Below are 12,419 nucleotides of genomic sequence, written 5' to 3'. Positions count from 1 at the left end.
CGACCAGTATCACCCGCCTCCCGTTGCACGCGCGCGCCAACCGTCGAAGTCGCCGTCTGATCGTTTCCATGTGGCGCGCGAACCGGTCGGTGCGGGCTCTCAGCTACCGGTGCGGGCCGCGATCCACTCGACGAACGGGACCGTCGCCCGCCAGTCCCGCCGCACCCGATCGACGAGTTCCGCGGAATGGATGATCTCGTCGAATCCGTAGTCCCGACCCACCGACAGCGATCGGTGGCGGAGCAGTTCGATTCGCGGGTGGGCGACGTCGTACCCGCGAGGTGCGGTCTTCAGCCGGTCCCCGGCGATCTCCCAGCCGTCCCCCGTGAGCCGCCGGAGCAGGCTCTCGAGCTTGGGTCCGCTGCGGTCGTGGTCGATGGACTTCCGAATCTCGGCGAGCCGGGCCGGGGTGGCCTCGTAGAAGCCCGCGCCGACGCGAACACCCGGTGCGCCGATCTGCACGTAGTACCCGGTGGCCGGGGCCACGGCGACGAACGCGCCCTGATGGGTCTTGTACGGCGCTTTGTCCTTCGAGAACCGGACATCGCGGTGCGGTCGGAAGATCTTGGCCGGGCCGAACTCGTCGGCCAGCGCGTCGGTCAGGGCGCGGATGGGTTCGGCCACCGCGGCACGGTAGGTGGCCTTGTGGGCCTCCCAGAACACCTTGGAGTTGTCGATCTCCAGATCGTCGTAGAAGTCGAGGGCGGCCTCCGGGAACCCGGTGAAGTCTGTCATCGTCACCCCGGCAATCCGCGGCCGAATCCGACGACACCGCCGTCGGAGCGCCAGTCCAGCGAATGCACCCGGATGCGGCCCATCTCGTTGCCCCCCACGGTGACGGCGGACTCACCATCGACTGCGACGACGATGTTGGTGTGCTGTCCGAATCCCGACGACCGGTCGTAGAGCACGACGTCGCCCACTCGGGGCGGTTGCTCGCCGACCGCGTCGAACCGACCGGCGGCCTCGTAGTATTCCTGCAGCGTGTACACCCCGGGGATGCGCCAGTGACCGGAGTGGGGATTTACCAGCGGATTGCCGGCCGTCCGCATGATCCAGCTCACGAAGTTCGCGCACCACGGTTCGTCGACGCCCTCGGAGTAGAACGTCCCGGGACGCTGAGCGGTGTGTTCGTGGCGCACCGCCTCGACGACGCGTCGCTGGGCCGGCGTGAGTTCCGCGGCGTCGATCTGCGGGAACTCGGCGGTGTCCCAGGGTAACCACCGTTCGGGTACGGCCCGCCATGCGACGAGACCGACGCCCGCGACGACGATCACGACCAGCGCCGCGGCGATCACCGTCCGCCGACCGCGTCGACGCACCGGGCGCATGCCCGCACCGTCTGCGGGTCGGTCGGCAGTCGTGTCGGCGCTCACCTCGACGAGTGTAGGCATCGTCCGTGGCCGCGCCTCGTTCCTCGTCCCCGCCGACGTTCGCCCGGCGCCTCGCCCGCGCGGGCGACATGCGCGCTTGGCACAATGGGCGCCGGTCGGGGGGCCAAGGCGATTCAAGGAGCGAACGCGGTGGACGAGTCAGATCACGAGCCGATCCTGCGTGCCGGGGACACGTGCCGGGAGATCGCGACCGCCGACCGCGTCGCATGCATCGTCGACGCGGCGGACTACTTCCTGCACGCGAAGTCGGCGTTGCTGCAGGCCCGGCGCCGCATCGTCCTCATCGGTTGGGACGTGGACACCCGGATCCGGCTCGATCCGCGGACCGCCGACGACGAGGTCCCCGACGTGCTCGGTGACTTCCTGAGGTGGCTCATCGACAACCGTCCGGAACTGGAGATCCACGTCCTGCGCTGGAGCACCGGCGCGTTCACCGGAATCCTGCGCGGAGTCGCGCCGCCCTTCGTCCAGGATCTGCTCACCGGCCGTCGTCTGCACTACCGGATCGACGCCGCCCACCCCGTCTCCGCCGCGCATCATCAGAAGATCGCGGTGATCGACGACCAGTTCGCGTTCTGTGGCGGCATCGACATGACGGTGAACCGGTGGGACACTTCGGAACATCTGTCGCACAACGAGTTTCGCCGGGATCCCGATGACCGGCCGCATGGGCCCTGGCATGACGTCACGGTCGCCCTCGACGGCGACGCCGCGCGCGTGGTCGCGTCTGTCGCGCTCGACCGGTGGGAGGCCGCCACCGGCGAGAGCCTCAAACCCCTCGTCGACACCGACGGCCCCGACATCTGGCCGACGGATCTCGACGTCACGTTCACCGACTGCGACGTCGCGGTGGCCCGGACGATTCCGCAGTACGACGACCGGCCCCAGGTCGAGGAGATCCGGCGCCTGTACCGTGCGGCCTTCGCCGCGGCCCGCCGCACGATCTACATCGAGAGCCAGTACCTGGCGGCGCGCGAGGTCGCGGACGCGCTGGCGGAACGACTCGCCGAGCCCGACGGGCCCGAGATCGTCCTGGTGCTGCCGAGGCATGCGGACAGTCCGGTGGAACGGCTCGCCATGGACGGTGCGCGGCACAAATTGCTGCAACTCCTGTGGCGCGCCGACAAGTACGACAGATTCCGCGCCTTCTACCCCGTGACGGCCGAGGGGGACCCGATCTACGTGCACGCCAAGGTGCTCATCGTCGACGACGTCCTCCTGCGCATCGGATCCTCGAACCTCAACAACCGGTCGCTCGGATTCGACAGCGAGTGTGACGTCGCCATCGAGGCCGATCCGAACGACCCTGCCGACGGGGACCTGCGCGAGACGATCCTGTCCATGCGCACGCGGTTGTTGTCCGAGCATCTGGGCGTCGACCACGAGGTGTTCGACGATACTGTGGCACAGGAGAACTCACTCGTCGGGGCGGTCGATCGGTTGACCGGCCCGGGCCGGACACTCGAGGCATTCGATCACGAGACGATCGACGGCGAGGAGTCTGTCATCGCGGAGAACGAACTCGTGGACCCGGAGGACGCGCGGATCGGCACGATCGACCGCATCTACCGCGCGGTGATCCGTCGAGGCACGCGGAACCTGCTGCGGCGCTGACGTCACATCCGCGTGCGGGCCGCCTCGATGGCGGGGGCGATGACCTCGGCGAGGTCGGATGCGACGTCGCGATCGCCCTCCGGGGGCATCGCGATGTAACTCAGCGCCATCCTGGTGATCGCGCGCGAGATCCGCACGACGTCGGACTCCGGCATCGACAGCCACTCGGACTCGCGGAAGGCCTCGGCCAGCCGGTCGGCGGCCGTGGTGATGATCGGTGCCGCATCGGTGGTGATCAGCTTCATCAGATCGGGTTTGGCCTCGCCGGACAGCAGCGAGGCGATCAGCGGGTCGGTGGCGACTCCGGCGAAGAATTCACCGAAACCCTTGTGCAGGGCCTCGGTGACGTCGTCGACGGAACTCGCCAAGGAATCTGCGACATGGCCGGCGAAACGGCCCGCCAACCGCACCGCGTAGCCCTGCGCGAGGCCGTACCGGGAACCGAACTCGTTGTAGACGGTCTGGCGGCTGACCCCCGTCGCGGCGGCCACATCGGACATGCGCACCGCCGCCCAGTCCCGGTCCAGCAGCAGGTCGTGCAGTCCGTCGAGCAGCGAGTTGTGCAGCAGGGCTTTGCTGTCCTGCGCATAGTTGCGAGTCGTCATCCGTGCGCACCGACCGGCTGGAGAGATGACTCGATCTCGGCGCGCAGGGATCGTCCCGAGCCGCCCCTGCCCAGGCAGACCGCGCCGACAAGACGACTGCCGGCGAAAGCCCGCACGACAGAGCAGGAGTCGTCCAGGTCGACCTCCACACGATCTCCCGATGTCGGCCACCCGACGATCTGGATGTTGGTCGTGTACTGCATCGTCCAGGCCAGTGGCACACGCGGTACCGCAGTGCTGATGCCGGTGTCCAGCCCGAGGTCGGCGGCGATCGTCATGGCGACCAGTCTGCCGTGCTCGGTCGCGGTGAGCCACTGCTCGGCACGCATCGGTGCGCCCGTCAACGGATGGGGCCGCGCCGCGACGTCGCCGGCCGCGTAGACGCCGGGGACTCGGGTTCGCAGCGAATCGTCGACGACGATCCCGGCCGCATCGACGGGAATGCCTGCGCTGCGCGGCAATTCGAGATCGGGCTCCATTCCGATCGCGCTGATCACCGTTCCGGTCAAGGCCCGTCCGTCGGGCAACGTCACGGACTCGGCGGTGATCGTGGTGGGCACCACGCCGGTGAGGATCTGCACCCCGCGTTCCCGGTGCAGGGTCGCCACCGCCTCGGCCACCGTTGCCGGAACGACCCGTGACAACAGCGACGTCTCGCGCTCGATGACGGTGACGCGCGAACCGTCTCCGGTCGACGCCACGGCTGCGGCGATCTCCAGTCCGATCAGTCCGCCGCCGAGAACGATCACCGGCCCGTCCTGGATCGCGTGCCGGAGCTCCGCCGCGTCGTGCCGGGTGCGCAGGGCGAGCGGGGACGACGTCGTGCCGGGGAGTCGCCGGGCACGCCCTCCGGTGGCCAGGACCAGCGCGTCGTAATCCACCTGGGAGGAGTCGGCGAGGCAGACCCGCCGCGACGAGGTGTCGACGTCGGCGACGCGCGTCGAGGTCACGATCTCGATGCCCCGATCCGACCAGTACCCGGGCGGACGGAGCGTGATCTTGGCGTCCGTCAGGTCGCCGTCGACGAGGTTCTTGCTCAGCGCCGTTCGTCGGTAGGGGAGTTGTGGCTCGTCCCCGAACACGGTGATTGTTCCGTCGAAACCGTTGGAACGCAGCGACTCCGCAGCCGTCATGCCGGCTACGCCGGTGCCGACGATCACCACCGAACCGCCCCGGATGGTGCCGGCGCTCACGGACGGGCCACCTCGACCATCTCGAAATCGGCCTTGGCCGCACCGCAGTCCGGGCAGCTCCAGTCGTCGGGGATGTCGGCCCAGCGGGTGCCCGGCTCGATGCCGTCCTCCGGCCAGCCGAGCTCTTCGTCGTACTCGAAACCGCAAACCTCGCAACGGAAGAGCTTGAAATTCATCGCACAGAGTTCCCTTCGCTGATTTCATCCGGCCCGCTCGCTTCGCCCCCGGCGCCGAGGAAGTCGATCTTCTCCCGCACCCCGCAGTCGGGGCACGGCCAGTCGTCGGGAATGGTGGCCCAGGGCGTGCCGGGCGGGAATCCCTCCCGGGGGGCGCCGACGGTCTCGTCGTAGACGTAATCGCAGACCGGACAACGGAAGGTGCTCATCGCGGCGACACCCCGTGCTCGGCCAGGACGCGTTCGCGGCGGTGCGGTGCGATGTTGATCCGTTCGACGTTTCCGTCGTAGTGGTCGAGCACCCGCTTGTCCATCACCCGCCGCCAGATCGGCGGGAAGTAGGCGAGCGTGATCATGCTCGCGTATCCGCTCGGCAGGTTGGGCGCGCCGTCGAAGCTGCGCAGCGTCTGATACCTCCGGGTGGGGTTCGCATGGTGGTCGCTGTGGCGCTGGAGGTGGTACAGGAAGATGTTGGTGCAGATGTGGTCGGAGTTCCAGCTGTGCTCGGGCGTGCACCGCTCGTAGCGGCCGGTCCGCGTCTTCTGGCGGAGTAGACCGTAGTGCTCGAGGTAGTTCACGGTCTCCAGCAGTGAGAAACCGTAGACGGCCTGGATCACGAGGAAGGGGAGGATCTCCCAGCCGAAGATCGCGGTGAGCGCCCCCCACAGCACGATCGACATCGCCCATGCGTTGAGGACGTCGTTGCTCGGATGCCAGAAGGGCTTGCCCGCCCGCTCGAGGCGTTTGCGTTCGAGTTCGACGGAGGACGTGAGGCTTCCCCAGACGCTACGGGGGAGGAAGCGCCAGAACGACTCTCCGAAACGGGAGCTGGCCGGATCTTCGGGCGTCGCGACCCGCACGTGGTGCCCACGGTTGTGCTCGATGTAGAAGTGACCGTAAAACGTCTGGGCGAGAGTGATCTTCGACAACCAGCGTTCCAGATCGTCCTTCTTGTGCCCCAGTTCGTGAGCGGTGTTGATTCCGATCCCGCCCATAGCGCCGATCGACAGCGCCAGCCCGATCTTCGACGCGAGCCCGAGCCCGCCGTCGATGCCGAGCCAACTGAGGTCGTCGGCCGTCCACAGGTGGCAGGCCATCACGAGACTCGCGAGCTGGAACGGGATGTACACGTACGTGCAGTAGCGGTAGTACTTGTCGTTCTCCAGCTGCTCCATCAGCTCTTCGGGCGGATTCGATCCGTCGGGCCCGAAGAACACGTCGAGGATCGGGAGCAGGACGTAGACGAGTAGCGGCCCGATCCACCACCACACCGGCGACACGACGTCGAAACCATGGCCGATCGCATTGAAGCCGGCGACGAGACCCATTGCGAGAAAGATCGACGTCGGTGGGATCAGGCCGAGCAGCCAAAGATGGCGTTTGCGGTCCTTCCACTCGGCGGCGGAGTCATCCGCGGTGAACGGGGTCGGTGCGGTACTCATACGCGCTCCTGTCTGGGCGGGCTGTGTTCTACGCCACTAGACATTAACTGCGACAATGTCCGTTGTCTAGACATTGACGTCGATTTGTAAAGAAGCAACGCTGCGGGGACGCACGACGAGGACCTGGGCGGCAGGAAGGTTGCTCGCCGACGCGTGCGGCAGTTCTTGTGTTCTGGAGTTCGGCGCGGGTTCGCGCATGCCTACGTGGTCACGAACCGCGCCGTGAGGCTGTTGCCTGTGCGACTGCCGCCGTCATGGTGCTCGACCGAGGTCTGTTCAGTGATCAACGTCGACGTCGGGTTCGGCTGCCCGGAACCCGCTCCCGCTCGAATGGCCGAGTGGGAGCGGGTCGGTCGTGTTCCGCTGTGGAGTTGTCAAAGTACGGATGCGGTCCCGGGTATGGCCCGGGTGCGGAGGGTGCTACGCGAAAGTGGTTGTCGGACGGCCGGTCAGGCGGCGTCGTCGAGGCGCATGGTGCGGCGGTTGTAGGCGGGTAGTGGTCGGCGGTGCGGGTCGATCGAGGTGGGTGGGACGAGCCAGGGGTGCCGGTCGAATCCCATGACGATGTCCCAGCCGTGGTGGTGGACCTGGGTGTGGCAGCGCTGGCACAGCAGACTGAATCACCCTAGGTTCTGTGCCGCCTCCAATGTGGGCTGGTCCTCGGGGCCGAGGCCAGCGTAGTGAAGCGTTTCGAGCTCGGTCGGGGGGATCTGGCCGATACTCGAGTGCAGCCTGCTGTTGTTGTACCAGTCGACCCAACCAGCGGTCGCGAACTCGACGTCGGAGACTGTCTTGTACGGACCGGAGTGGAAGATCGTGGTCCGGATGCACTCGGTCTTGTACAAGCCGTTCACCGACTCGGCCAGCGCGTTGTCGTAGGCGTCCCCGACCGTTCCGATCGACGCGGCGATGTCTTCGAGTCGCAGACGTTCAGTCAGTGTAACCGATGTGTACTGACTTCCCGCATCTGAATGGTGAATCAGCTCAGCAGCTTTCACCGGATGCCCTTCCCGCTTGCGCTGCCACAGCGCCATCCGAAGCGGGACCGTCACCAGCTCGACTGTCTTCGATGTCGATGCGTGCCACGCCACGATTCGACGGGAGAACACGTCGATGATGAACACCACGTACACCCACCCGGCCCATGTCCGGCAGTAGGTGAAATCGGTCACCCAGACCCGGTTGGGTTCGGCGGCACTGAACTGTCGGTTCAGCAAATCCTCCGCGCGTACACCGTCAGCGGAGCGGACGGTCGTGCGGACCCCATTGGATCTTCGAATTCCGTTGTGGCCTAGCATTTTCATTGCTCGATCAACAGCGCCGTAGGACACCCCAGGCAGTGTTGTGCGGTGCAGATGGGCGCGCATCTTCACCCGCCCGTAGAGGCCCTCGGGAGTCATCTTCCGTCGGCCGTCGTCATCGGTGCGCCAGACGACATTGCGCACCGCATCGACGACGTGAGCGTCGGAGACGGTACGAGCAGCAGGCATTCGTGTTCGCCATGCCCGGTAGGTTCGTGCGGCAACCATGCAGCCCTGCTCACGCAGGACCCGGCAGATCGACTCGACCGCAAAACCGTTGCTGCGCACCTGATCTATGAACGCCACGATCATCGGTTGCGGGGGTCGAGTTCCCCCGCGAAGAAAGTTGTCGCCGCCTTCAGAATGGCAACGTCTTCTCGCAACTGCTTGTTCTCCGCCTTGAGACGCTTGATCTCGGCGGACTCCTCCGAGGTGGTCCCGGAGCGGGCGCCGGCATCGACCTGCGCCTGCACTGCCCACCTACGTACCGTCTCCCCGCCGACACCGACCTGCTTAGCGATCGCTTCGGCAGCGGCAGTCAACGACGTGTACTCCCCGCCGTGGGCCTCCAGCAACCGCAGAGCCCTCGAACGGACCTCTGGATCGATCTTTTTAGGCATGAGCTCATCCTTCCTGACTCAGAAGGAAGCGGCATCAAACCAGGGGTGATTCACGTGGGTCGAGAGAGCCCGCACCGACCTCCACCAGTGTGCGCGGCGGTGAACTCGTTGATGGAACGAGCCGTGACGTACATCGATCAACCCATCATTGGGCCCCGGCCGGTCAGGTTCGGCGGGTCATCGAGGGGCTCGGCGACGTGAGAACTCATTGGTTTGCTGCATCTCAGCGGCCAGGTAGCGACGTCGCCACTGGACTGGACACGCGCTCCGCATTGTCGAGAAGCGCGCTTGACCGGGTCGGGCGTTCGGCGCCGATTGCCGACACGGTCACTGGCGGCCGCCGACTTTTACGGCACGGTGCATGCCGGGCCCACCGCCGAACGCGCGTCCGCAAGCTGTAAGAAACAGATAATCCCCAACCCCGCACGCGGAGTTGGGGATTCTGCAGCATCTGGGACTCGAGTAGCGAGGCCCTGCTCGCTGGACTTACGGAGTGTTGATCCAGTTCAGGATCGACTGCCCGGCGCGGGGGTCGCCGTTGTTGATGCCGATGACCGCTCCGATGGCCGCGCCGACGCCCGCACCCCAGACACAGCCGACGATGATGATGCAGCCGATGATGAGGCCGGCGAGAGCGCCGATGGCGGTGGTGACGTTGCCGCCGCGGTTCCACCCGTTGTTGATGTGCCAGATCATCTGCTGGTAGGCGCGGTCCTTCTTCGCCGAGGCCGGGCGGACGCCGGCAGCGATCGCCGCGCGGGCTTCGGGGGTGAGGATCGGGGTGAACGTCGCCTGGGTGCGGTCGGCGGAGACCTTCGCGCGCATCGGGACAGCGGCGCCGTCGAACGGCAGCACCAGTCCGATCCGCTCGATGGTCCGTCCGTGTGAGTCGACGACCCGGAGCTCCTGCTCGCCTGCGACGAACGTCGCGTTGCGGAGCTTGGAAGTGATGGAGGTCCCGTCGGCGGATGCGCTGGAGAAGTGGGACGGCGCCGCGGGCGCGGGAGCGCCGTGTGCGGTGCCGTAGGAGACGGTGAGTGCCGAGATGGCCAGGGCCATGACGGCGAGGAGGCGAATGCGCTTCATCGGTTCTGGATTCCGCTTTCGTCGAATGGGTGGTGTGCCCGCTCCGACAGCCGGTGCTCGCCGTGGCTCGGCGATGTGCGGTATGTCGGATTCGGCGCAGTGATTGTCCCACTGTCGACTGCTGTTGGTCCGGTACGCGGCGCGGCGTGGGCCGGCCGGATGACGTATCGGCTGACAAGCGAGCGCGTCTCGACTGAACCGGACACCTGGGTCGATTCACTCTGAGCATTGAAGACGTCCATATTTGACTTGGACATGTATGGATCGTGGGTTCTACGGTCGGGGCAAGGCCGAGCTCACCGCACAGCCGCGCCGACGGCGACCCGCCATCGAGAGCAGATGACACCTCTCTCGTGGCGCCGCCGCGGCCGGGCTACCTCGGCGGAATGCCAACGCACAACGGATGGGACCACGATGACCATTGCGCAGCACCCCGCACCGCTGACGACGCAGGACCTCACCGGACAACTGATCATCGCGGGTGAGCGGGTGACCGGCGCGGGGAAGGCCGTCCACGGCGTGGACCCGACGACAGGCACTCGTCTCCTGCCCGCGTACACACACGGAACCCCAGCCGACGTCGTCCGTGCCACCGCTGCGGCCGCGGAAGCGTTCGGACCGTATCGCGCCACCTCGTCCGAAGAACGGGCGCGGTTCCTCTCGACGATCGCGGACAACCTCGATGCGGCGACCGAGGTCCTCGTCGAGCGTGCCGTGGCCGAGACCGGACTCCCGGCGGCGCGGATCACCGGTGAGGTGGGACGGACGTCGGGTCAGCTCCGGTTGTTCGCCTCGGTGCTGCGCGAGGGCAGCTGGCACGGCGCCCGTATCGATCCCGCACGGCCGGATCGGACGCCGCTGCCGCGCGCCGACATCCGGCAGCGCAAGGTGCCGCTCGGACCCGTCGCCGTGTTCGGCGCCAGTAACTTCCCGCTCGCGTTCTCGGTCGCCGGCGGCGACACCGCGTCGGCATTGGCCGCCGGATGTCCCGTGGTGGTGAAGGCCCACGACGCCCATCCCGGCACATCAGAACTGGTGGGACGTCTGATCACCGAGGCGGTGGCCGCCACCGGAATGCCTGCCGGCACCTTCTCCCTGCTCTACGGCAGCGGGCCCGACCTGGGTATCGCCCTCGTGACCGACCCGCGCATCAAAGCGGTGGGCTTCACCGGGTCGCGTTCGGGCGGAACGGCTCTCGTCGCCGCTGCGGCGTCGCGAGCCGAACCCGTCCCGGTGTACGCAGAGATGAGCTCGATCAATCCGGTCTACCCGCTGGAGGGGGCGCTGCGTGCCGATGCCGCCGGCCTCGGCCGCGCATTCGTCGGCTCGCTGACGATGGGTTCGGGACAGTTCTGCACCAATCCCGGCCTGGTCATCGCGGTCGACGGTCCCGATCTCGATGCATTCATCGCCGCTGCCGCGGAGGCGATCGCCGCCTCGACGCCGACGCCGATGCTGACCCCGGGGATCGCCGCGAGCTACGCCTCCGGCGTGGAGGAGTTCGGTTCGGCCGCGGAGGTTCTCGCCCGATCGGCGGAAGCGACGGGTCCGAACACCTGCGCCGCCGCGCTCTTCGGCACGCGGGCCGAGACCTTTCTCGCTTCGGAGACGTTGCAGCAGGAGATCTTCGGGTCGTCGAGCCTCGTGGTGCGGTGTCGCGACCTCAAACAGGTGCGGGAGGTGACCGCCGAGCTCGAAGGTCAGCTCACCGCGACCGTTCATGCTGCGGACTCCGACCTCGACGACGCCCGGGTGCTTCTCGAGGCACTCGAACTCAAGGCCGGGCGAATCCTTTTCAACGGGTGGCCCACCGGCGTCGAGGTCGGACACGCGATGGTCCACGGCGGACCCTATCCGTCCACTTCCGACAGCCGTAGCACCAGCGTCGGGTCGCTCGCCATCGAGCGTTTCCTGCGGCCGGTGGCGTATCAGGACGTTCCGACGGCGCTGTTGCCCAACCCCATTGCCGACGGAAACCCCGAACAGATCTGGCGCCGTGTCGACGGCGAACTCATCCGCGACTGATCCTCACCCCATCCAAGGAGTCCCAATGCTCAACGGCGTCTTGTTCTTTCCTGTCACACCCTTCGACAGCACCGGAGAGGTGGACTACCGTCGCCTCGCCGAACACATCGACCGCGGGGTGGCCGCCGGTCCCGGCGGCGTGTTCGTCGCCTGCGGCACCGGCGAATTCCACGCCCTCGGACTCGAGGAGTTCGGGCGGATCGTCCGCTGCGCGGTCGAGACCGTCGCCGGCCGCGTCCCGGTGTTCGCCGGTGCCGGCGGCTCCCTCGTCCAGGCCCGCGAGTTCGCGGTGAGCGCGAAGGCCAATGGGGCCGACGGCATCCTGCTCCTGCCCCCGTACCTGGTGACGATGCCGCCTGCCGGCCTCGCCGAGTACACGCGGTCAGTCGCGGCCTCCACCGATCTGCCGCTCATCGTCTACAACCGCGGCAACGCCGTGTTCGACGAGGCGTCGGCCATCGAGGTCGCCAAGCTGCCGACGGTCATCGGGTTCAAGGACGGCACCGGTGACCTCGACAACGTGTCGCGCATCGTGATCGCGGTCAAGGAAGCACTCGGGGACAGCAAGGAGTTCCTGTTCTTCAACGGCCTGCCCACCGCCGAGATCACCCAGCAGGCCTACCGCGCCATCGGTGTCACGTTGTACTCGTCGGCGACGTTCGCGTTCGCCCCGGAACTGGCCTTGGCCTTCTACAACTCGTTGGAGAACGGCGACGTCGAGCTGACCGAGGCGCTGCTGCGAGAGTTCTTCCACCCCTTGGTCCGTCTGCGCAACAGGGTGCCGGGCTATGCGGTCGCACTCGTGAAGCACGGTGTGACGATGGAGGGCATCGAAGCGGGTCCGGTGCGCGCGCCGCTGGTCCAGCCGACACCGGAGCACCAGGCCGAGCTCGAGCGGATCACCGCCGCCGGGCGCGCCGTCCTCGCGACGACGCTCGCCGCGCAGGCCACGGTCTGAGAACTC

General features: G+C 67.3%; 12 protein-coding genes and 1 pseudogene. 3 read left to right on the top strand and 10 right to left on the bottom strand.

The window, feature by feature from the left end:
* Window positions 1-99: 99 nt before the first annotated feature.
* On the bottom strand, window positions 100-735 hold the full coding sequence (locus LEL84_RS05385) for a DUF2461 domain-containing protein (protein WP_159371002.1): 636 nt from the start codon (window positions 733-735) through the stop codon (window positions 100-102).
* A 2-nt stretch (window positions 736-737) separates the two neighbouring features.
* Window positions 738-1,331 carry a CHAP domain-containing protein gene (locus LEL84_RS05380; protein WP_065632408.1) on the bottom strand — a complete coding sequence of 198 codons (594 nt, stop codon included), beginning with the start codon at window positions 1,329-1,331 and terminating at the stop codon, window positions 738-740.
* A gap of 147 nt (window positions 1,332-1,478) precedes the next feature.
* On the opposite strand from LEL84_RS05380, the gene LEL84_RS05375 reads away from it, so the two are divergent.
* Complete coding sequence (locus LEL84_RS05375; protein ID WP_413466941.1) at window positions 1,479-3,008, top strand: phospholipase D-like domain-containing protein; 1,530 nt, start codon at window positions 1,479-1,481, stop codon at window positions 3,006-3,008.
* A gap of 2 nt (window positions 3,009-3,010) precedes the next feature.
* On the opposite strand, the gene LEL84_RS05370 is transcribed toward LEL84_RS05375, so the two are convergent.
* From LEL84_RS05370 to LEL84_RS05335, 8 genes and pseudogenes are all read right to left on the bottom strand, one after another.
* A complete protein-coding gene (locus tag LEL84_RS05370; protein WP_226513511.1) occupies window positions 3,011-3,613 on the bottom strand; it encodes a TetR family transcriptional regulator in 603 nt (200 codons plus the stop codon).
* Window positions 3,610-4,806, bottom strand: coding sequence for an NAD(P)/FAD-dependent oxidoreductase (locus LEL84_RS05365; RefSeq protein ID WP_226513510.1), 1,197 nt, complete (start codon window positions 4,804-4,806; stop codon window positions 3,610-3,612). The genes LEL84_RS05370 and LEL84_RS05365 overlap by 4 nt, the downstream gene beginning before the upstream one ends.
* Complete coding sequence (locus LEL84_RS05360) at window positions 4,803-4,982, bottom strand: rubredoxin (protein ID WP_058251790.1); 180 nt, start codon at window positions 4,980-4,982, stop codon at window positions 4,803-4,805. Before LEL84_RS05360 ends, LEL84_RS05365 begins: the two co-directional genes overlap by 4 nt.
* Window positions 4,979-5,191 carry a rubredoxin gene (locus LEL84_RS05355; RefSeq protein ID WP_065632367.1) on the bottom strand — a complete coding sequence of 71 codons (213 nt, stop codon included), beginning with the start codon at window positions 5,189-5,191 and terminating at the stop codon, window positions 4,979-4,981. The genes LEL84_RS05360 and LEL84_RS05355 overlap by 4 nt, the downstream gene beginning before the upstream one ends.
* Window positions 5,188-6,423 carry an alkane 1-monooxygenase gene (locus LEL84_RS05350; RefSeq protein ID WP_065632368.1) on the bottom strand — a complete coding sequence of 412 codons (1,236 nt, stop codon included), beginning with the start codon at window positions 6,421-6,423 and terminating at the stop codon, window positions 5,188-5,190. The genes LEL84_RS05355 and LEL84_RS05350 overlap by 4 nt, the downstream gene beginning before the upstream one ends.
* Window positions 6,424-6,872: 449 nt before the next feature.
* Window positions 6,873-7,037 (bottom strand): annotated as a pseudogene (locus tag LEL84_RS05345) (HNH endonuclease); the annotation flags it as partial.
* A 6-nt stretch (window positions 7,038-7,043) separates the two neighbouring features.
* Window positions 7,044-8,344, bottom strand: a protein-coding gene (locus LEL84_RS05340) for an IS3 family transposase (RefSeq protein ID WP_226513509.1) whose coding sequence is annotated in 2 segments (ribosomal slippage) — window positions 7,044-8,071 and window positions 8,071-8,344 — 1,302 coding nt in all. Because the reading frame shifts where the segments join, the coding sequence is not laid out codon by codon here.
* 486 nt (window positions 8,345-8,830) lie between these two features.
* Window positions 8,831-9,430, bottom strand: coding sequence for a hypothetical protein (locus LEL84_RS05335; RefSeq protein WP_065632371.1), 600 nt, complete (start codon window positions 9,428-9,430; stop codon window positions 8,831-8,833).
* A gap of 414 nt (window positions 9,431-9,844) precedes the next feature.
* Between LEL84_RS05335 and LEL84_RS05330 the strand changes: the two genes are divergently transcribed.
* Window positions 9,845-11,455: an aldehyde dehydrogenase (NADP(+)) gene (locus LEL84_RS05330; protein WP_226513508.1), complete on the top strand. Its 1,611-nt coding sequence runs from the start codon at window positions 9,845-9,847 to the stop codon at window positions 11,453-11,455.
* A 25-nt stretch (window positions 11,456-11,480) separates the two neighbouring features.
* Window positions 11,481-12,413, top strand: coding sequence for a 5-dehydro-4-deoxyglucarate dehydratase (locus LEL84_RS05325; protein WP_137808525.1), 933 nt, complete (start codon window positions 11,481-11,483; stop codon window positions 12,411-12,413).
* Window positions 12,414-12,419 lie beyond the last annotated feature (6 nt).

Origin of the sequence: Gordonia sp. WA4-43, assembly GCF_020520305.1 — a bacterium.
Taxonomy (GTDB): domain Bacteria; phylum Actinomycetota; class Actinomycetes; order Mycobacteriales; family Mycobacteriaceae; genus Gordonia; species Gordonia hongkongensis.
Note: the sequence above shows the minus strand (reverse complement) of the source record. Positions and strands in the feature narration are given on the sequence as shown.